General features: G+C 45.6%; 17 protein-coding genes. 10 read left to right on the top strand and 7 right to left on the bottom strand.

Features of this window, described 5'->3' with window-relative positions:
* The first annotated feature begins 4 nt into the window (after positions 1–4).
* The 9 genes from B151_RS0100365 (at position 5) to B151_RS0100315 (ending at position 11,606) form a co-directional block, all read left to right on the top strand.
* The gene (locus B151_RS0100365; RefSeq protein ID WP_020401594.1) at positions 5–1,216 is read left to right on the top strand and encodes a hypothetical protein; all 1,212 of its coding nucleotides are present in this window, start codon (positions 5–7) and stop codon (positions 1,214–1,216) included.
* A gap of 12 nt (positions 1,217–1,228) precedes the next feature.
* Complete coding sequence (locus B151_RS17595; protein WP_020401593.1) at positions 1,229–1,759, top strand: transposase; 531 nt, start codon at positions 1,229–1,231, stop codon at positions 1,757–1,759.
* Between the two features lie 15 nt (positions 1,760–1,774).
* The gene (locus B151_RS0100355) at positions 1,775–2,611 is read left to right on the top strand and encodes an SCO family protein (RefSeq protein WP_020401592.1); all 837 of its coding nucleotides are present in this window, start codon (positions 1,775–1,777) and stop codon (positions 2,609–2,611) included.
* Positions 2,611–3,555, top strand: a complete 945-nt coding sequence (gene coxB / locus B151_RS0100350) for a cytochrome c oxidase subunit II (protein ID WP_020401591.1) — start codon at positions 2,611–2,613, stop codon at positions 3,553–3,555. Before B151_RS0100355 ends, coxB begins: the two co-directional genes overlap by 1 nt.
* Position 3,556: 1 nt before the next feature.
* Entirely contained in the window at positions 3,557–5,293 is a 1,737-nt protein-coding gene (gene ctaD, locus B151_RS0100345) for a cytochrome c oxidase subunit I (protein ID WP_020401590.1), read from the top strand.
* A 49-nt stretch (positions 5,294–5,342) separates the two neighbouring features.
* Complete coding sequence (locus tag B151_RS0100340) at positions 5,343–5,993, top strand: cytochrome c oxidase subunit 3 family protein (protein WP_020401589.1); 651 nt, start codon at positions 5,343–5,345, stop codon at positions 5,991–5,993.
* Between the two features lie 53 nt (positions 5,994–6,046).
* On the top strand, positions 6,047–6,370 hold the full coding sequence (locus B151_RS0100335) for a cytochrome C oxidase subunit IV family protein (protein WP_020401588.1): 324 nt from the start codon (positions 6,047–6,049) through the stop codon (positions 6,368–6,370).
* A gap of 929 nt (positions 6,371–7,299) precedes the next feature.
* The gene (locus B151_RS0100320; protein ID WP_020401585.1) at positions 7,300–8,175 is read left to right on the top strand and encodes an MBL fold metallo-hydrolase; all 876 of its coding nucleotides are present in this window, start codon (positions 7,300–7,302) and stop codon (positions 8,173–8,175) included.
* Positions 8,176–8,225: 50 nt separating this feature from the next.
* Entirely contained in the window at positions 8,226–11,606 is a 3,381-nt protein-coding gene (locus B151_RS0100315; protein ID WP_020401584.1) for a DUF4175 family protein, read from the top strand.
* 1,096 nt (positions 11,607–12,702) lie between these two features.
* Here B151_RS0100315 and B151_RS17590 read toward each other — a convergent pair.
* The gene (locus B151_RS17590; RefSeq protein WP_169332168.1) at positions 12,703–13,548 is read right to left on the bottom strand and encodes a VWA domain-containing protein; all 846 of its coding nucleotides are present in this window, start codon (positions 13,546–13,548) and stop codon (positions 12,703–12,705) included.
* A 923-nt stretch (positions 13,549–14,471) separates the two neighbouring features.
* Here B151_RS17590 and B151_RS20060 point away from each other — a divergent pair.
* Positions 14,472–14,747 carry a hypothetical protein gene (locus tag B151_RS20060; protein ID WP_157470625.1) on the top strand — a complete coding sequence of 92 codons (276 nt, stop codon included), beginning with the start codon at positions 14,472–14,474 and terminating at the stop codon, positions 14,745–14,747.
* A gap of 355 nt (positions 14,748–15,102) precedes the next feature.
* Here the strand turns inward: B151_RS20060 and B151_RS0100290 are convergent, their stop codons facing one another.
* The 6 genes from B151_RS0100290 to B151_RS0100260 form a co-directional block, all read right to left on the bottom strand.
* A complete protein-coding gene (locus B151_RS0100290; protein WP_040516366.1) occupies positions 15,103–16,332 on the bottom strand; it encodes a DegT/DnrJ/EryC1/StrS family aminotransferase in 1,230 nt (409 codons plus the stop codon).
* A 1,010-nt stretch (positions 16,333–17,342) separates the two neighbouring features.
* Positions 17,343–17,492: a hypothetical protein gene (locus tag B151_RS20055; RefSeq protein ID WP_157470624.1), complete on the bottom strand. Its 150-nt coding sequence runs from the start codon at positions 17,490–17,492 to the stop codon at positions 17,343–17,345.
* Positions 17,493–17,628: 136 nt separating this feature from the next.
* On the bottom strand, positions 17,629–18,375 hold the full coding sequence (locus B151_RS0100270; protein WP_020401576.1) for an HAD family hydrolase: 747 nt from the start codon (positions 18,373–18,375) through the stop codon (positions 17,629–17,631).
* Between the two features lie 131 nt (positions 18,376–18,506).
* The gene (locus B151_RS0100265) at positions 18,507–19,001 is read right to left on the bottom strand and encodes a cupin domain-containing protein (protein ID WP_020401575.1); all 495 of its coding nucleotides are present in this window, start codon (positions 18,999–19,001) and stop codon (positions 18,507–18,509) included.
* Between the two features lie 144 nt (positions 19,002–19,145).
* Complete coding sequence (locus tag B151_RS20050; RefSeq protein ID WP_157470623.1) at positions 19,146–19,325, bottom strand: hypothetical protein; 180 nt, start codon at positions 19,323–19,325, stop codon at positions 19,146–19,148.
* 671 nt (positions 19,326–19,996) lie between these two features.
* The gene (locus tag B151_RS0100260; protein ID WP_020401574.1) at positions 19,997–21,019 is read right to left on the bottom strand and encodes a Gfo/Idh/MocA family protein; all 1,023 of its coding nucleotides are present in this window, start codon (positions 21,017–21,019) and stop codon (positions 19,997–19,999) included.
* Positions 21,020–22,014: the final 995 nt, after the last annotated feature.

Genomic DNA, 22,014 nt, shown 5'->3' with positions numbered 1-22,014 from the left:
CACAATGAGTCATAAGCCTTCAATAACAGATTCTTTACAATTTCCAGCCGACAGCAAAGTTCCCCGTGCCCTGTTTGGACTGGGTGCCGTTGGATTAATTGCCACCCTTGTTGGCTATTTCCTTGATGCTGATCAGTTTTTCTTTTCATACCTGGTTAGCTTTACCTTTTTTACCGGAATTGCCCTTGCAGCCCTTATTATGGTGATGTTGCACCATATTACGAGATCGAGCTGGGGAGTGGTGTTCCGACGTATTGCAGAGTCTTTTACTTCCAAAATTTGGCTTTGGGGGCTTTTTGTGATCCCGATCCTCATTGGTATTCATAATTTGTATCACTGGAGCCATCCTGAACTGCTGGAATACGGAGCTGAAGAGTTTGATAAGATCATTTACGGTAAATCAGCGTTCCTGAACCCTACTTTCTTTGTGATCAGGCAATTTATCTATTTTGCAATCTGGGGTTTCCTCGGCTATAAGCTGCATAAAGTATCTGTTGAAATGGATCAAACCAACGATTGGGGACTTACAAGCTTACTGCGAAAATTCAGTGCCCCGGGAATTCTTTTATTTGCATTTTCTGTGGCGTTTGCCGGTTTCGACTGGTTAATGAGCCTTGATCCACATTGGTTTTCTACCATGTTCGGTGTTTATTTCTTTGCGATCAGTTTCCAGGCATTCTGGCCGGTTATGATCCTTCTGGTCTTTTACCTTCAGAAAAAAGGCCTTCTTACCAGCACCATCCGACAAGTTCATATCTATGACTTGGGTGCCTGGTTCTTTGCTTTCACTGTTTTTTATGCATACATCGCCTTCTCACAGTTCTTGTTGATCTATTATGCCAACCTTCCGGAAGAAACTCTCTGGTTCTATCACCGGCTTGAAGGAGGCTGGGAATATATAGCCTACAGCCTGCTGATTGGTCGATTTGCTCTTCCTTTCTTGGTGTTGCTGAACCGTGAAGCCAAGAAAAACAGAACGGTACTTGGAATTGTATCTGTCTTGGTACTTGTCATTCACTTTGCAGAAATTTACTGGATCGCCATGCCTGTACTTTATGATCATGGAATCCACTTTAGCTGGATGGATATCACAGCCTTCCTCGGATTAGGAGGTATTTTCTTCGGACTATTCTTTAACACCTTCAAACAAAATGATATGGTGCCAAAGAACGATCCGAAGCTTGAAGATTGCCTCTCTAAATCATATCACCAATAATCGAAACGACCGATGTCAGATAAGTTTAGTTCAGAATTTAAAGCAAAAATAGCTCTTGAAGCAGTATCGCAGGGTAAATCTGTGATCAAAGAGATCGCAGAGAAATACGATGTATCTGAAGATCAGGTAATTGCCTGGGCTGCCCAACTGCAAGATGAAGCTTCCCAAATATTCACCACTGAACCTGCCGCATCAGATGAGGACCTGACCGAAGACGTTGAAATTTCAACAGATGATGAGGAATTTGCGGTAGCGGTTGGACATGGTGTAATGAGTGACACCTTAAACTATTCCAAGTTGATCTTTTGGTCCACCCTCGGAACCGCTTTGGTCGTCATTTTTGTTGTCGGATTGATCTACTTCTCACAATACAGTTTGTTTGAAACTCAGAAAGAAGTGTCTGCTCAAAGTACCTTTTCAGAAGTAAAAGAACTAAAAGCAGAACAAGATCAAGAGCTTAATAGCTTTGGCGTTGTTGACCTCGAAGAAGGTATTTATAGAATTCCTATTGACAGTGCAATTAGTAGAATTGCTGTTGACTAATAAAACCTATTCATCATGAAAATTCCCGCACTGTCGGCATTTGCAACATGCATGCTCGCAGTGTTTCTGCTTTCACCCCCTGCCTCAGCGCAGGTAAATCGTGAAGAACCGGATGCGCTGCAAGATCTTGGCATCGACGAAAAGTTGGGAGACACCATCCCGCTGGATGCCCGATTTGCAACATCTAACGGCGACAGTGTGCAGCTTGGGGATCTTCTTGTGGAAGGAAAGCCCGTTTTGTTAAACCCTTTGTATTATGAGTGTCCGATGCTTTGCGGTTTGGTTTTGGACGGTGTATCGGATGTAGTAGATGATCTGGTTTGGAAGCCCGGAAAAGAATTTATCATCATCTCTTTCAGTATAGATCCTGAAGAAGATGTAGCCTTGGCCGCCAGATCGAAAGAAAATTATCTCGGCGACGAAGATTCAACAATGAAAGCCGGCTGGTACTTTTTGACCGGCTCAAAATCAAATATCGAAAAAGTAACGAAAGCAACCGGCTTTCAATATCGAAAGGTAGAGGAAACCGGAGAATATGCCCATACTGCGGCCATTATGTTGCTCAGTCCCAAAGGCAAGATCACTCGTTATCTTTACGGTATCACTTACGACGAATTTAATGTACGCAATGCCTTGTATGAGGCAGCAGATGGACAGATCGGTAATACCATCGACAAACTTGTGATGTACTGTTACCAATACGATCCTGAATCCGGCAGTTATGCGCCGGTGGCAATTAATATTATGAAGCTTGGCGGCTTGGCTACACTGATAATTCTCGGTATATTCCTGACCGTGCTATGGCTTCGCGAAAAACGCAAAAAACCAACCTCAAAAACTGATTTTAACTAATGGGCAGTTTATTTGATTTCATGCTCCCGGAACTTAAATCTCCGATGACGGGAGCAACTACCGATGCGCTGATGGGTTTTATCCATATCGTCAGCTTTATCATTCTTGCCGGTGTTACGATTGCAATGATCTATTTTGCTATCAAGTACCGCCGCCGATCTGAAGACGATGAAACACCGCTTATCACCCACAATAACAAATTAGAGATCACCTGGTCGGTTATTCCCCTCCTGCTTGTATTTGTTGTTTTTGGCTGGGGATATAAAGGATGGCTGAACCTTAAAACGGTTCCAGATAATGCCTACGAAATTCACGTTTCCGCTTACAAGTGGGGCTGGACCTTTAAATATGAGAACGGGGCACAGGTCGGTAACGAAGTGCACGTTCCTGCAGGCCGTCCCATCAAACTGGTGATGCAGTCTCAGGATGTACTTCATTCATTCTTTGTGCCTGATTACCGAATTAAGCAAGACGTTTTGCCAAACCGATATACCTATGTATGGTTCCAGGCCGATGAAACCGGCGAATCACAGGTATTCTGCACCGAATATTGCGGAACCTCTCACTCCAATATGTTAGCAAAAGTGATCGTACACACCGAGAACGACTTTGAAGCCTGGCTGGAAGAACAAGGAACCGGCGGCGGAGGAACTCCTGAAGAACGGGGCGAGCAACTGGTTGGGCTCCAAGGCTGTGCAAGCTGCCACTCCATGGATGGTTCGGATGGAATCGGCCCAACCTGGCAAGGGCTTTGGGGCAAAGAGCGCAACTTTGAAAGCGCAGCCTCGGTTTCTGCTGATGAAAATTATATAAGAGAATCTATTCTGAACCCTTCTGCCAAGATCGTAGAAGGATATCAAAACCAAATGGTAAGTTACGAAGGCCGACTGAGTGACGACGACATTTCTGATATTATTGCATACATCAAAACTTTAGAAGAATAATATGGCCACTGCTGAAGTATCAAATACAAAAACATTAAAAGTAAAGCGGTTCAAGCCGTCTGAAGATCCAAAAAGTACTTTTTTAACAGAGGAAAAAGGACTTTGGGCATGGCTTACCACGGTTGATCATAAGAAGATCGGGCTCATGTATCTTGGGTCGGTTACCTTTTTCTTTTTGCTTGGCGGAATTCTTGCCTTGTTGCTGAGAACGGAACTGCTCACTCCTGCAAAAACCTTCATCGAGGCTGATACATATAACCAGTTTTTTACCCTGCACGGGGCTATCATGGTATTCTTTGTATTGGTTCCATCCATCCCTGCGGCATTGGGCAACTTTGTGCTTCCCATGCAGCTTGGAGCGAAAGATGTAGCCTTCCCAAGGCTTAACCTGGCCAGTTTCTACATCTATGTGATCGGTGCCATCTTTACCTTTATTGCCCTGGCTAACAATGGCCTCGACACCGGCTGGACTTTCTACACCCCTTACAGTACCGATTCTTCGTCCAGTGTGATATGGGTAACTTTAGGGGTTTTTATTCTTGGTTTCTCTTCCATTTTGACGGGAACCAACTTCATTACCACCATACATAAGATGCGTGCACCGGGTATCACCTGGGGTAAGCTTCCACTTAATATCTGGGCACTTTATGCTACCAGTATTATTCAGGTATTGGCTACTCCGGTATTGGCGATCACACTCCTTCTTCTTACCATGGAGCGTTTCCTGGGGATTGGGATCTTTGACCCCGCTATGGGCGGTGATCCGGTTCTATTCCAGCACTTCTTCTGGTTCTATTCTCACCCGGCCGTATACATTATGATCGTTCCGGGATTTGGAATCATCTCCGAAGTGATCACCACGTTCTCCAAAAAACATATTTTCGGTTACTGGGCCATCGCGCTTTCATCTTTGGCCATTGCATTCATCGGCTTCCTGGTGTGGGGACACCATATGTTTACCTCCGGTCAGTCTGCCGTTGCAACAACCGTTTTCTCATTCCTGACCTTCCTGGTGGGAATTCCAACCGGTATCAAAATCCTTAACTGGGTAGCTACGCTATACAAAGGTTCCATTGAGATGAAAACCCCTATGCTGTATGTCTTCATCTTCCTGTTCCTGTTCTCAATTGGTGGATTTACCGGTATTATGCTGGGCTCACTGGCTGCCGACATTCACTTGCATGATACTTACTATGTGGTTGCTCACTTTCATTATGTGATGATGGGCGGAACATTGATTGCGCTGCTTGCCGGACTCCACTATTGGTGGCCTAAGATGACCGGTAAGATGTACAATGAATTTCAAGCTAAGATCGGTGCTGCTTTGATCTTTATCGGTTTCAATATGACCTTCCTGCCTCAATTCATTATGGGCTCTCAAGGCATGCCGCGCCGGTATTATAATTACATTGATCAGTTTACGATCTTCCATCAAACCTCTACCATTGGATCCTATATCCTCGGTGTTGGTTTCTTGTTGATCGCTTTCTATTTGCTTCGTTCTCTTTTTTCAGGAGAAAAAGCAGGTTCAAACCCTTGGGGAAGCCGAGGTCTTGAATGGCAGGCTACCTCCCCTCCGGATCTGCATAACTTCGACCATACACCGGTTATCATCAACGGACCCTACGACTACCATAAACCTATGGAAGAATTTCAATTGGGTTTGGCAGATGTGCATCACAATGGCCATGAGCCAAGTCATGCTGCAAAAGCCGCTGCTGAAGAAGTAACGAACTAACACATTATTCAACTAACTTAACCTAAACAATACTATAACTCGGGAAGTAATGGCGAATCATTCGACTTCACATCCAACTCATGTGCAACATCATTTTGTTGATGCCGATCAGCAATTTGATTCTGCCAAAATGGGAATGTGGGTGTTCCTTGTAAACGAAATCTTATTTTTTGGCGGACTCTTCTGCGCCTACATTGTATACAGATCATGGTATCCGGAACTGTTCACCGAAGCAGCCCTCGAACTCAACACTTTTTGGGGAGCGGTTAACACAGTTGTACTGATCGGAAGTAGTTTAACGGTAGCCATGGCCATTCGTTCGGTACAAAAAGATCAAATCAAAGGACTTAAGATCAATCTTCTCATAACCATTGCGCTGGCTATTGTGTTTATGGTGATCAAGGGTTTCGAGTATTCGCATAAGTTCCATCTTGGTATTTTCCCGGGCGAGTTTTATACCTTCGAAGGACTTGAACATGCTAAAGCCCCTATTTTCTTTAGCATTTACTATATGCTGACTGGTGTTCACGCCTTGCACGTGCTCATCGGTATTGGGTTGATCTACTGGATCTACCGACGTGCTGTACGCGGAGATTTCAGCAGCGAATATTATACTCCCGTTGAGATCACCGGCCTTTACTGGCACTTGGTTGACCTCATCTGGATCTTCCTGTTCCCACTGTTATATCTCATTGAATGACCTCAAAACAGAGCAACAGAATCTCATCCAAAGAATTTTAAACTGAATTTATTATGAGCGGAAATAGTCACGAAAATCATCATCACGTTTCAACAGCAGGACAGCTTTGGGCCGTAGGAACCGCCTTGCTGATCTTAACCATCATAACGGTAGTATTGGCAAAATTTGTAACCATCCCTGCCCCTTTTGATATCATTACCGCTATCTCAATAGCTGTTGTGAAAGCAGGATTGGTAGCAGCCTTCTTTATGAATCTCTACTGGGATACAAAATTCAATGCTATGCTGTTACTAATGGCCGTCGCGTTTTTTATGCTGATGGTGCTTATTACTTTATTAGACACTCTCTATCGCGTAGATGTGGTCCCCTCTTTTTAGATAATTGATCTAACTTTTCATTTTGATCCAAAAGCCCTCTTTCCAAGGGCTTTTTTATTTTGACCATGTACCAATATCCCACCCCTTCCATTAAGCACATAATGAATGTTGAAGTGGATTTCGTACTCGTCCGACCACTGAAGGGAGAAATTAGTAGGGACAGCTTTACATTTCCACCGAGCGGGTTGCGCGGCATAGCAAGAAGTGGTCTGACGATTGCTTTAGGGCTGCTTGCCGCTCCCGGCATCTCCGAACCCAATCCCCCCCGCCCTTGCCCTAACGCATGGGGTGGTTATTTTTTTTACCGGATTTGCTATTTGACCGGTGGCCTGCTTGGCATATGATTTAAACGCGTCAGGGTAAGGAAGCTTATATGCTCGTTCCCAAGCTTCGGGCATCTTCGTCCTCTTTTATACTTCATAAGCGCGACTCTGGAGAGACGCGTTACATACGTCCTCGTGCATAACGAGATAGGGAGTCTCCCGGTTTCAGTTTGTCTGCAATGCCTAAGTGGACCGCATTGTCCCAATTTACACCCTCCGCCTGCGTTCGCATTCGCTCACTCCGGCACCTCCCTCAAGGGAGGACTATCTTGCCTTTGATTATATAGCTAAGTCTTATATGGCAAAATACCCTTAGATCACCTTCGAAAAGTCTCACTGAACTATGAAGAGAAGGGATGCTAAGACATCCATTTTAAGTCACCGCTCGGAAAACTTTCAAACTCATTCGAGCATCCGGACTCGCTAAAGACTTAAAATATCGTAGTGAAAATGCTGTTCCTTTTTTGAATTTCGCGGGGTATTGGGATGCTTGAGGTAGCCGTATCGTCTTCTCTGAGCCATCGTCATAGCCTCCAATTTTACAGCTTGTAATTCTGATTCCTGTGGCCGCTTTGTTATATTCAAATTCAACAAAAAAGAACATACATGAGCCTTTCAAAAACAACACTTGGTAACTTTGAATTATACACGATCGAAACGGGAGATTTCCGTTTGGACGGCGGCGCTATGTTTGGCGTGGTTCCCAAAACCCTGTGGTCTAAAGGGATTCCCGCAGACGACAAAAACCGAATTCCCATGACGATGCGATGTCTGCTCATCAAATCACAGGCAACGGGAAAACTGTACCTGATTGATAATGGAGCAGGCACAAAATTCAACGAGAAGATGGAGAACATCTACCAGCTTGATTACAGCCAAAAAAACCTTGAAAACTCATTTAAAGCACATGGTTTTAGTTTTGAGGATGTCACAGATATCATATTTACACACCTTCACTTTGACCATTGCGGCGGCACCTCCTACTACGGAAAAGATCAGGAGCTGAAGCACACGTTCCCCAATGCCACATATCATGTAGTAAAAGCACATTGGGAAAACGCCACCGATCCCAATGCAAGGGAAAAAGCCAGTTTTCTACCAGAAAATATTGAACCGCTTAAAACATCCGGAAGGCTTAACCTGGTTGAAGAAGAGCATGAGTACGAAGCAGGTTTGACAGCCATCCCTGTGAATGGCCACACCAAGGGGCAGCAACTTCCAAAGATCGAGGGCGATGGCAAAACCCTGGTATTTGTGGCCGACCTTTTGCCTACACACGTACATGTTCCTTTGCCCTGGGTCATGGGATATGACATGTACCCGGTGCAAACGCTAAATGAGAAAGAAAGGTTTTTAAAGCAAGCTGCATCACACCATTGGAATTTGTTCTTAGAACATGATGCCGAAGCAGAAATGATGCAGATCCAAGAACAAGACGGGCGTTTTTCTGTATCTAAAACTTTCACCTTAGGTGAGCTTTGAACTGACAATAATTACATATACGAACGGTTCTTAATTCACAATTTTCAAATATGCCAAACTCAGGATCACATACATCAACGGAACAAGTAAAGAGGCTGCTTCAGAAAGCCTACCGTTCTTTGATAAGTAAACAAAAGCGCATTATTGTATGGCGTTCTCTGTTGATCGTATGTGCCGGAATTACCACACTCATCCTGCTTGAACAGCTATTTTATCTTCATTCTACGCTTAAGACTATTTCCCTTCTTTTATTTTTTGGGATAGCTGTTTCGATCACATGGAAGGGACTTAGAGGCATAAGCACTGAGGCGTTCAAGGAATTTTACAGGGATTTCAGCCGAAAGAGTAAGCTCCCTGAGTTAAAGGATGCCCTTGATCTTGAAAAAGGCAGTACCGGAAATCGTGAACTGATAGATGCTGCCATTTTGCAAAGTTTAGGGCAGATCGAATCTTTGCGATTGGAACAACAGCTTGAAGCATATATCGGGAATACCGAGACGCACAAAAATCATTCCCAACTCATGATCGCATCCACGGCGATCTTATTCCTGCTTTCATTTACGGTATTCAACTTTCAGTCGGCCTCCGAAAGAACCCTTACTTTCTGGAAAGACTATGCCAAACCAAATCCTTTTATATATACAGTCGATCCGGGTAATACTACCTTTGAACAAGGCAGTCCATTCCGTGTGGATGTAACTTTCGACGAGTCCAATGTTCCTGAGAATGTATCGCTGAGAATTAAAACTGACATAGAAGAAGAATTCCGCACACGAGGCATGGAAGCATACGGAAATACATTTCGATCCGTGCCACAACCCATCAATAACGATCTTGAGTATTACATTGAAATGGATGGCTACCGAAGCGAAAACTTTTATGCCGACATTCAGCTTCGTCCCAGATTTACAGAATTGCAGGCAACCATACTGCCCCCTGCCTATACCCGCCTCGATTCTTCCATTATGTCTTACCCGATGTCTCAGGTACGGGCCTATCAGGGATCTACTCTAAGGCTTAGGGGTGTTATGAATAAACCGGTTTCAGTATTGCAGTTAAAAACGTCCGGCAAAATGCAGGATCTTCTTGTGGGTAATGATAGCAGTTTTACCTATGAACTTGCCGTTCAGCGTAAAGACACCCTTCGCTTTTATATGGAAGATGAGAATGGTTTGGTAAATGAAAACCCGTTTCAAATCATCATAGAACCGAGTGAGGATGAATTTCCATTAGCCGAGATCATTGAACCGGAGAATAATCTTAAAAAAGTAAATCCTCAGGAGCTTCGTTTATTATACAGAGCTTCCGATGATTTTGGACTGACCGGCTCCCGACTCCATTTTGAACTAAAACGAGCATTTACCCCAGCCCCCGTTGAAAGCTCGATCAACCTGAAAGTTCCTGATCAGGATGCTCTTAATTCCTATCTCTGGGATCTGAACAGCCTGAACCTGAAACCAAGAGACGAACTTACCTTCTGGATCTCCGTTCAGGATAATGATGGCTTCAATGGGTTCAAGACTGCACTTTCTCAAAAAATGGTCCTCACCGTTCCCTCTTTGGTAGACTATTTTGAAGATGTGGATGAAAAAGAGAATGAAGTATCCGGTGACCTGAATGAGATCTCAGAGGCTTTTGAACAAAGCCGCCAACAGTATGAACAATTTAAAGAGCAGCTGAAAGACAATCCCGAAAACCCCGGATATGAGGAAAAACGCGAGCTGGAACAAGTACAAAAGCAACAGGAAGAGGTTCAAAAAAGAATTGATGAACTGAACCAAAAGTTTGAGGAGCTGAAAGAAGAGTTAAGCGAAAACAGCATGCTTTCGGAAGAAACCCGCAAAGCCTATGAGGAGCTGGAGAAACTGATGAAGGAGATCGATGACCCGGCATTTCGTGAAGCCATGAAGCAACTTCAAGAACAACTAGGCAACATGAATCCCGAAGAGCTTAGAAAGGCGATGGAAAACATGGAGTTCAATGAAGAGCTTTATCGCGAACGCCTGAACAGGACCATCGAACTTTTTAAACAGCTTAAACTAAATTCCGACCTCGATAAGTTAGCTACTTCTTTCGAAGAAATGGCCCGAAGGGAATCCGACTCAACCAAGACGAGGGAAGAGCTTCAGCAGACTAAAGAAGAAAATGAAAAGCTGAAAGAACAGGCAGAAACTTTATCCGAGAACACTTCAGGCAAGAATCAGAAAGAGATTCAGGAACTGCAGGAGAATCTCAAAAAAAACCTGGATGAGATCAACAAAAGCCTGGATCAGGAGTTAAAAGAGTCATCACCGGAGAACTCAGAGGAAAACCAAAAAAATCCTTCTGATCAACAACAAAATGGCGAGCAAAAACAGCAAGGAGAAAATCAATCGCAGCAGCAAAAGCGTCAGGAGCAGTACCGGCAAATGGCCGAAGAAACCCGAAGTGCCATGAAAAGCATGAACCAGCAACAAATGAATGTCAACATAGCGGGTCTACAATATGTACTGCACTCGCTGCTGAATCTTTCACTCGAACAAGAAGACCTGACGACTTTAGTGGCCTCTACTGAAAACCGCAGCCAGGCTTATGTGACCTATGCCAGGGATCAGCGTAATGTGGAAAGTATTTTTAGATCCTTATCCGATTCTCTCTTTCAGCTTTCCTCTGAGATCCCACAGTTCTCAAATCAGATCAACCGAAAGAAAGAAGAAGTAGAAGAAAGGCTTCAGCAGTCGCTTGAGCAGATGTCTGAACGTAATCAAAGTCAGTCTTCGGTTGCATCCCGCCAGGCCATGGGAGGCATCAATGATATCTCTTTCATGCTTGCCAACCTTTTGGAGCAATTGCAAAATCAGCAAAATGGAAGTGGAGGTGCCGGTGGTGGAATGAGCATGGAACAGATGATGGAGCAGCTGCAGCAAAACAGCCAACAGCAGCAACAGTTGAATCAGCAGATGCAGGAGATGATCAACGACATGCAGGGAGAACGGCTTCAGAGGGATCAAATGGAGCGTCTGAATCAGCTGGCCAAACAACAAAACCGGATCCGAAAACAACTGCAGGAGCTTCAGCGGCAAGGTGGTTTGGAAGGTGATCGTATTGGCAGCGAACTGGAGCGTATGATCGAGGAGATGGAAGATACTATTAACGATCTTCGCGGTGGCTCCACCGATCCGATCATGATAAAACGCCAACAAAATATTCTGCAGCGCATGTTAGATGCCGAAAATGCCATGCAAGAACGGGATGAAGAAGATAAAAGAGAGGGGCAGGCTGTAGAAGAATTTGAGCTGTCAAACCCACCGGAACTCACCCTGGAAGAATTAGAGAAAGAGATCAGAAATCGGCTGAATGATCCTAATTTCACCAAATACTCGGAGGACTACCAGCGACTGATCGAAAAATACTTCGAGCTTTTGAAGGAACTTCAGGATCGGGAATTATAGAAATGAAAATTTAGCCCCGGTTTACACCCTCCGCCTGCGTTCGCATTCGCTCACTTCAGCACCTCCCTCAAGGGAGGACTCCTTGAATATCGAACAGAGGAATATTGAATTCAGAACTATCCCGAAGGAAATCCATCATTCCGCTCAGTCAGAGCAGGCCTCAATATCTTATTGGCGTGAGCGGGGTGATGGATGGAATTTGATGTGTACTCCTCACTCCTACGCTCTGCGTGGGAGTGTATATTTGTTCTCATCCCCCCCGGCTTCGGGCATCCTCGTCCTCTTTAAGCGCGACTCTGGAGAGACGCGTTACGTACGACCTCGTGCGTAACGCGAAAGGGAATCTCCCGGTGTCAGTTTGTCTACAATGCCTAAGTGGACCGCATTGCCCCAATTCACACCCTCCGCCTGCGTTCGNATTCNCTCACTNCNGCACCTCCCTCAAGGGAGGACTCCTTGAATATCGAACAGAGGAATATTCAATAATGAATGTTGAAGTGGATTCCACTCGGGTAAGTCTCCCCTGGAGGGGAGATTAATTCAAAAAAACCGTTCCTTTTTTGAATTTCGTGGGGTGTGGGATGCCCATTTGAATATCGAACATCGAACAGAGGAATATTGAATTCAGAACTATCCCGAAGGAAATCCATCATTCCGCTCAGTCAAGGCAGGCCTCAATATCTTATTAGTGAGAGCGGGGTGATGGATGGAATTTAATTTGTACTCCTCGCTCCTACGCTCTGCGTGGGAGTGTATATTTGTTCTCATCCCCCCCGGCCGGGCATCTTCGTCCTCTTTAAGCGCGACTCTGGAGAGACGCGTTACATTCTGCCTTGCTTGGCTTTCTTTGTACTCGTTCCCAAGCTCCTGCTTGGCGAACGCCAACCTCGAAGCTCCTGCTTAGTACTCCTAAACAGCTTGCTACTATAAACATCTCCGACCTCACCTAAATCCTCTCCTTCTCAAAGGAGGGCTCCTTGAATATCAAACCGTAGAACATTCAATTTCGAATATTGAAGTAATATTTTTTCCTCCACTTCGGAAAGTCTCCCCTTCAGGGGAGATCAATTCAAAAATTAATCTTCACAGGGTACGATTAGCGATTGTGCTCTTTTCGGTAAGAAGGGGTCAGCAATGCCAAAACGATGCAAAGAAGAGCCAAAGCTCCCATCCACTGATACTGATTCTTATAATCTGCATATTCCTGACTGGCAAATTCCCCTTTTTCCAGATCGTCCATTCTCGCCAGAAAAGCGTCAATACCCTCATTTCCTCTGCGTATAGAATAGTATTCCCCATTTCCTGTATTTGCAATATCCCGGAGAGTCTGACTTTGTAATTTTGTAGTCACCACCCGGCCTTCATTATCTCTTTTGTAGCCAATGAGTTGATTGGTGCCCTCTTCATATAAAGGAATAGTGGTGCCTTCGGTGGTTCCGATGCCGATCGTAAACACCCTTATGTCATTCTCAACCAGATTTTGAAGAGCTTCATTATAAGACTGTCCATGATCTTCCCCATCCGACATGATCAGCAACACTTTTGAGGCCTCCGATTCAGTATCTTCAAGAGCGTTGAAGGCCTCCAAGGCCGTAGTCATAGCAGCTTTGAAATCCGTAGCGGAACTTGGCATTTGATCGGTTTCTGCGATTTCGAGGAAAAGACGAAGAGCCGAATAATCCAGTGTCATGGGACTTTGGAGATAAGCCTCACCGGTAAATACGATCAAGCCCACCCGATCTCCCTGTAAGCGTTCGATCAAGCGATTGATCTCGAATTTAGCCTTTTCCAATCGGCTGGGGCGTACATCCTCAGCTTTCATACTGGCTGAAAGATCCAACGCCACCAGCATGTCAATTCCCTGTCGCTTTATTTCTCTTACTTCGGTTCCGATCTTAGGGCCGGCAAGCGCGAGAATCAAGAAACTAAAACCGCAAATCATGAATATGTTTTTCAATCGGCTACCGAGTGGCCAAAATCCCTGCCTCAGAGAACTGAATAACTCAGTACTGAAATATTCCTTTTTTTTCTGAAGTATCCTTTTTCTCTTCCACCACAGGAAAAAGATAAGTGCAGGAATAAGCACCAATAGCCATAAAAATGTCGAACTTTCCCAGATCATAGCTGATTTTTTTAGAACCTTAAAATATAAATTTCCAAGGCCGTATTGCAGTAATATTATTAAAAAAGTTGTGCCGTTCGGAACGAGGAGATGTACTTGAGCCAAAGTGGACCGCATAGCCCCGGTTTACACCCTCCGCCTGCGTTTGCATTCGCTCACTCCGGCACCTCCCTCAAGGGAGGACTCCTTGAATATCGAACAGAGGAATATTGAATTCAGAACTATCCCGTAGGAAATCCATCAATTCGCTCAGTCAGAGCAGGCCTCAATATCTTATTGGCGTGAGCGGGGTGATGGATGGAATTTGATGTGCACTCCTCGCTCCTACGCTCTGCGTGGGAGTGTATATTTGTGCTCGTTCCCAAGCTTCGGGCGTCTTCTCCTCTTTTATACTTCATAAGCGCGACTCTGGAGAGATGCGTTACGTTCTGCCTTGCTTTGTACTCGTTCCCAAGCTCCTGCTTGGTGAACGCCCTCCTCGAAGCTCTTGCTTCGTATTCCTGAGTGAGTTCAACGTTACTTGCCGCTCCAAGCATCTTCGAACCCAATCCCCCCGCCCTTGCCCTAACGCATGTGGTGGTTATTTCTTTACCGGATTTACTATTTGACCGGTGGCCTGCTTGGCATATGATTTAAACGCGTCAGGGTAAGGGGGCTTTCTTGGGCTTTGGGAAGAGTGGAATCCGTCATTCCGCTCAGTCAGAGCAGGCCTCAATATCTTATTGGCGTGAGCGGGGTGATGGATGGGTGAGAACATAACAAGGGGGTACGAAGTGGAGATATTTGCGGTGCCGGAGTTGAAACCATTGTTTGATGCAGCTCCACTGCCCTTGTCAACGTACGCAGATCTCTCCGCTGCATTACGCTCTCCCGAATGCTCGGGATCGCTGCATTTCGGTCGAGATGACATTGTGGGTGGAGTTGAGTTTCTATTTTGTCCGGACAAGGTCATTCGTTTCATCTATGCGGCTCAGCGAGCCGTGTTTCGGTTATTCTCGTTACGAACGGTTCGTTCGTAATGCATGAGGGAACCGCTGGTTCCAGTTTGTCTGCAATGCCAAAGTGAACCGCATAGCCCAAATTCACACCCTCCGCCTGCGTTCGCATGCGCTCACTTCAGCACCTCCCTCAAGGGAGGACTCTCTTGCCTTTGACTATGTAGCTAAGTCTTATATGGTAAACTACCCTTAGATCACCTTCGGAAAGTCTCACTGAACTATGAAGAGAAGGGATGCTAAGCCATTCATTTTAAGTCACCGCTCGGAAAGCTTTCAAACTTACTCAGGTATCCGGACTCGCTAAAGACTATAAAATATCTACGATGTCGATTTTGGCTCTGAAAACGGCTCGGCGAGGCCGTTGTACTAAGCTACATCACAGTACATCCACAATAGTAGCAACCACCTTTTTGATCTCTTCCAATGTAAGTTCGGGAAAGATCGGCAATGAAAGAGCCTGTTTGCTGGCACAATGTGAAATCGGGCAGTCCTTCGGTTCATACCCAAGATATGCGAAACATTCCTGTTCATGGAGTGGAATGGGATAGTAAACCGAATGACCAATATTTCCGGCTTTAAGTGCTTCCATCAGTTGATCCCGCTTTTTCGAGCGAATGGTGTACTGGTGATAAATATGTTTTCCATTGGCTGACTGAGCTCCGGTCGTTTCTTTTGGAGTGATGATCTTATTCTCCGGCAATGAACAATGGTTCCCGCCCATGGCATCACATGTTCCGGAGCAGTCATCAAGAGACCCAACCACTCCGGCCTCTTCAAACAATTGATTATAAATCTGTGCAATTTTCCTTCTTTTTTCAGACCAATCATCCAGGTATTTAAGCTTCACGGAAAGAACCGCTGCCTGAATGGTATCCAGTCTGCTGTTGATGCCCACTAAGCTGTGATGGTATTTCGGCTTCGCTCCATGAAGGCGGAGGATATCCGTTTTATCAGCAAGCGAATTATCCCTGACCGTAATAAGACCGGCATCCCCAAATGCTCCAAGGTTTTTACTTGGGAAGAAACTAAAGCAGCCGAAATCACCGATACTTCCTGCTCTTCTTCCCTTGTATTCTGCCCCGATTGACTGTGCAGCGTCTTCAATTACGGCAAGGCCGTGTTCTTTGGCTAGCTGGGTGATTGGATCCATTTCCGCCATTTGACCATATAAATGAACCGGAATGATCGCTTTGATCTTATCCCGGTCGGGATTCAGTTTCCTGAATACCGGATGTTCACCTTCTAAAAAGGCTTTTACCTGCACGGGATCCAGGTTATATGAATCTTTTTCTATATCCAGGAAAACAGGAATTCCACCTAACCGAGATATGGCTCCGGCCGTGGCAAAGAAGGTAAAGGGACTGGTTAGTACATAATCTCCCGGTTGCAGGTCAATGGCCATGAGTGCCAACAGCAGGGCATCGGAGCCGGAAGCACACCCAAATGCATGATTGGCATTACAATATGTGCGGATTTTATCCTCAAATTCAGCTACCTCATCCCCCATGATGAAATATTGACTTTCAAGCACTTCATCGATGGCTTCTTTGATCTCGGTTTTAATGGATGCGTACTGCCGGTTCAGGTCAAGTAAAGGTATAGACATAAGATCTTTTAAGAGTGACTTTTCCTCCAAGGATAACAAGAAGGAAGAGTTAAAGCTACTTTGGTTTTTGTGCTTTGTGCTTTGTGCTTTGTGCTTTGTGCTTTGAAGCTTGAGGGTTTAGGTGTTAGGTGCAAGGTGCGAGTTCTTACTCGTTCCCAAGCCTGTCTGCCGACAAAGGCAGGCTCCTGCTTGGAGAACGCCAACCTCGAAGCTCCTGCTTCGTACTCCTGGATGAATGTAAGCAGCTTGTTCTCGTCACGAACGGCTCGTTCGTAATGCATAACGGAACCGCCGGTTCCAGTTTATTTGCAAAGCCTATGTGAATGGCTTTGCCCCAATTCACACCCTCCGCCTGCGTTCGTATTCACTCACTACGGCACCTCCCTCAAGGGAGGACTCTTTGAATATCGAACCGTAGAACATTCAATTTCGAATATTGAAGTAATATTTCGCACTCGCTCCTACGCTCCGCGTTGGAGCGTATATTTGTGCTCGTTCCCAAGCCTGTCTGCCGCATGCTCTCGGGCGAATTCAGGTTACTTGCCGCTCCCGGCATCTTCGAACCCAACCCCCCGCCCTTTTTCTCGTTACGAACGACTCGTTCGTAATGCATAACGGAACCGCCGGTTCCAGTTTATTTGCAAAGCCTAAGTAGAATGGCTTTGCCCCAATTCACACCCTCCGCCTGCGTTCGTATTCACTCACTACGGCACCTCCCTCAAGGGAGGACTCCTTGAATATCGAACCGAGGAATATTCAATAATGAATGTTGAAGTGGATTCCACTCGGGAAGTCTCCCCTGGAGGGGAGATCAATTCAAAAAAGCCGTTCCTTTTTTGAATTTCGTGGGGTGTGGGATGCCCAGTTGAACATCGAACATCGAACAGAGGAATATTGAATTCAGAACTATCCCGAAGGGAATCCATCATTCCGCTCAGCCAGAGCAGGCCTCAGTATCTTATTGGCGTGAGCGGGGTGATGGATGGTTGAGACAAAGGAGCACACACTCTCTACCGCTTTGTCATATCGACCGGAGTGAGGATATCTACAGTGTTGGCGTTGATGCCATTTGTGGCACGGCTCCCTGCCCTTGTCAATATACGCAGATCTCCGCTACATTTCAGTCGCTTGCGCTCCTTCCATTTCGGTCGAGATGACATTGTGGGTGGAGTTGAGTTTCTACGCCTCCCGGACAAAGTCATTCGTTTCAGTTATGCGGCTCAGCGAGCCGTGCTACGTTTTGGCTTTGGCGTTCCTTGACTCTCTGCAGGCAAAGGAGGGTTCGATGTTCACGCTTCAGCCATTCTTGTTGTCTCTGATCAACATTTGATAGGTTTCCAGCACTCCTTTTGTTGCTTCTGCCGTCACGTGATCTGCAACTTCTTTTACGAACGTTTTGGCGTTCTCTGGTGCAAACGATCTTCCTACAATTTTTAATGCAGGGATATCGCCGCTGCTGTCTCCTATGTAAGCAACCTCATCCAGTTTCAAGCCCAAAGCAGCACACAGATGTTCAATGCCCACTCCTTTGTTGGATTTCTTCAGGATCACATTCACAGAAACATCCGTCGCATGAACCTCGAACATCGGGTAATGCTTAGGCACGTAACTCAGGATCTCTTCATGCATCAATTGAACTTTGGATGGATCAGGATTCACCAAACCGGCATCCGTATACTTCGCAAACTCCGGATAGGTCCCTTTATAATTCTTTATCAATACGTTTTCCATCCAGTCTTTTAATTCGGCAACGGCTTCTTTTGCCTGTTGGTCAAAATGGGGATTCCAGGAAATCTCATTGGTCATGATATCATAGATCCCTCCCCCACTTTCAAAAACCATGGGAAGTTCCACCCCCAGCCATTGTCCAACCGCTTCTACATACGGAAATGGCCTCCCCGAACAAATAGTAAGTTTAGGTATGTGCTCTTCTTCTTTGCTTTTTTGGTTCAAAGACCTGATCTCAGAGATACTTTCCCAATCAGGGGTCTCAAATGGATGTGTGATACAACCATCTAAATCTGTGATGAATAGTTTGATCATGTAAAATAAAATCGAATGATGCGAAATTTTCGTTCTTCAATATACTGAGAATCCCACTCGCAGACGCAAGGTTTAGCATTGAATTTCGACTTACCTGCCTTATCCCCCGGCTGTTTCCGCTTTTGAATTACTTACCGTCCAAAATCATCTTCGAGGCGCACGATGTCTTCTTCATCGGAAGGGTTTTGGGCATCCACGTGCTGCCAGATCTCAGCAATAATGCCCCAGCTCTCAAGTCCCACCAAACGGTGCCTTTCCCCCTGTTCTAACTTAATGAGATCCCCGGCTTTATACTCTTCTAAGTCACCTTGGTCATCCGTTTTACTTCGGATTACTCCTACCGGCCCTTTCAGAACCTGCCACATTTCAGCTCTTCTGTAATGATATTGCCACGAAAGTCTCTTACCCGGTTCAACCAGCAAAATCTTGGGACTCAGCTTTCCGGAGATATTGGCCTCACTCATTTCCACATCCGTAAAATAGGTTTCAATAAAGGTTTGAGCCTGTGATTCATCGATCACAAAAAAACCACCCCAGGGTCGTTCAAGATCTTTATTTCGCACGTTAAACCCCTGATCTTTGAGCTGTTTCCCGATCTTTTTGGCTAATTCTTCTTTTTCAGACATGTCTTTCTTTTGTTTTTACTGAATCAGTTTTGAATAAATTTATGATTTTTATGATGTCGTTGCAGGGTTTATTTTGCGGTGAGAATGAGATCCGATCTTTCTTGATTTTTTGACACCATAAAGGCATCCTCGCCACGAACATTGTCATATCGACCGGAGTGAGAGAGCCCCAACAGGGCGAGAGAACGGAGTGGAGATATCTGCGGTGTTGGCGTTGATGCCATTTTTGGCACGCTCCCTGCCCTTGTCAACGTACGCAGAGATCTCCGCTGCATTACACTCTCCCGAATTCTCGGGATCACTCCATTTCGGTCGAGATGACATTGTGGGTGGAGTTGAGTTTCTACGCCTCCCGGACAAAGTTATACGGCTCAGCGAGCCGTGTTACGTTTTGGCTTTGTGCTCGTTACGAACGGCTCGTTCGTAATGTATGAGGGAACCGATGGTTCCAGTTTATTTGCGAAGCCTATGTGAACGGCATTGCCCCAATTCACACCCTCCGCCTGCGTTCGCATTCGCTCACTTCAGCACCTCCCTCAAGGGAGGACTCCTTGAATATCGAACCATACAACATTCATTTTCGAATATTGAAGTAATATTTTGCACTCGCCCCTACGCTCTGCGTGGGAGTGTATATTTGTGCTCGTTCCCAGGCTTTGTTCTCTTTACGTACGTCCTCGTGCGTAATGCTGTGGGGGAACCGCTGGTTCCAGTTTATTTGCGAAGCCTAAGTGAATGGTATGGCCCCAATTCACACCCTCGCCTGCTTTAGCATTCGCTCACTTCAGCACCTCCCTCAAGGGAGGACTCGTTAAATATCGAACCGTAGAACATTCAATTTTGAATATTGAAGTAATATTTTGCACTCGCTCCTACGCTCTGCGTGGGAGTGTATATTTGTGCTCGTTCCCAGGCTTTGGGGATATAATATCCTCGAAGGATCTGTACAAGTCCGAATCAAGAGCAAAAAACCTATAGCTCGATATGCGTAACTTTTATCCCTTTGAGGCCCGGTAGATCCGCTCGATGATGCTCACCACTTTCATGCCTTCAAAAGCATTTGCCGTGGCTTCACTTTGACCGTTCAGCGTCTCCACAACATTCTCGATCACATAATGGTGATTGGCCGCACTTCCTTTGAAGGGGCCATAGTCGTTTGGCGGATTGGTCTTTGCCAGTTCGGGCATCTCATAATCTTTAATATGGCAGTATTCGACTTCATTCATATACTGCCCGCCCACCTTGAAGCTTCCTTTGGAGCCGATTACCGTGATGCTGCTTTCCATATTCTTATCCCAACAGGAGGTAGAGTAGTTAATGCTGCCAATACCGCCTTCCACAAATTCAAACTGGGCAAATCCTGAGTCATCAAAGTCTTTGAGCTTTGGATGCGTAAAGTTTTTCACAACTGATTTCGGATCTTTGACATCTCCAAAAACCCAATACATCAGGTCCACAAAATGACTGAATTGAGTAAACAATGCCCCTCCATCCAGATCTTTGGTTCCCCTCCAGGTGGTGTTCCCATAATAACGATCATCACGATTCCAGTAACAGTTGACCTGTACCATCAACACCTCCCCGATGCGGCCTTCATCTACTACACTTTTCATCCACACGGATGGCGGACTGTAACGGTTCTGTTTCACCACAAATACCCGCTTTCCGGAAGCTTCCTGTGCGCCAATCACTTCGAGGCACTCATCTTTGGTAAGTCCCATTGGTTTTTCGATCACCACGTGATATCCGGCATTTAAAAGCCTTACGGCATACTCTGTGTGAAATCCATTGGGTGTGCAGATGTTAACGACATCACTTTCTCCCTGATCTTTTTCCAGAAACTCTTCAATGGAATTATATTGAACAGCTTCGATGTCTAAGGTTTCTGCTCCTTCAAATTGTGATGCATCGGTGTCTGTCACCGAGATAAGAGAAGAGTATTCATATTCCTGAATGATCTTGGCATGCCGTTTACCAATGCGTCCAAAGCCTATAACTGAAAATTTTATGGAGTCCATGAAGTCTGTCTGATGATTGATTTCATTGCAAAAGTAGGGATTTATTGGACTATGTGCTATGGGGATTGAGGTGTTAGGTGTTAGGTGTTAGGTGTTAGGTGTTAGGTGCAAGGGGCAAGTTCTTACTCGTTACCAAGCTCCTGCTTCATGCTCCCGGAACAATTCAGGCAGCTTGCCGCTCCGGGCATCTCCGAACCCAATCCCCCCGCCCTTGCCCTAACGCATGTGGTGGTTATTTCTTTGCCGGATTTACTATTTGACCGGTAGCCTGCTTGGTATATAATTTAAACGCGTCAGGGTAAGGGAGCTTTGTTGGAGAATGGAATCCATCATTCCGCTCAGCCAGGGCAGGCCTCAGTATCTTATTGGCGTGAGCGGGGTGATGGATGGAATTTGATTCCTCCCGGTTTCAGTTTGTCAGCAAAGCCTGAGTGGACCGCATAGCCCCGGTTTACACCCTCCGCCTGCGTTCGCATTCGCTCTCTTCGGCACCTCCCTCAAGGGAGGACTCTTTGAATATCGAACTGTAGAACATTCAATTTCGAATATTGAAGTAATATTTTTTTCCTCCACTTCGGGAAGTCTCCCCTGGAGGGGAGATCAATTCAAAAAAGCTATTCCTTTTTTGAATTTCGTGGGGTGTGGGATGCCCATTTGAATATCGAACATCGAACAGTGGAATATTGAATTCAGAACTATCCCGAAGGAAATCCATCATTCCGCTCAGCCGGAGCAGGCCTCAGTATCTTATTGGCCTGAGCGGGGTGATGGATGGAGTTTTCGCTCGTTTTATAGGGGGGCCTTAACGCCGTACAGAGATCTCTCCGCTGCATTGCGCTCTCCCGAATTCTCGGGATCGCTTCATTTTGGTCGAGATGACAAAAGAAAGTGTGGTCTTAGTTATGCAGTTAGCGTCTTCCCATCGTAAGGAGTGGAACTCTGCTATCTCGCTCCTACGCTCTGCGTAGGAGCGTATGTACTCGTTCCCAAGCTCC

The sequence above is a fragment of the Gracilimonas tropica DSM 19535 genome, assembly GCF_000375425.1.
GTDB classification, from domain to species: Bacteria; Bacteroidota; Rhodothermia; order Balneolales; family Balneolaceae; genus Gracilimonas; species Gracilimonas tropica.
This window is presented reverse-complemented; position numbering and strand designations above follow the sequence as displayed.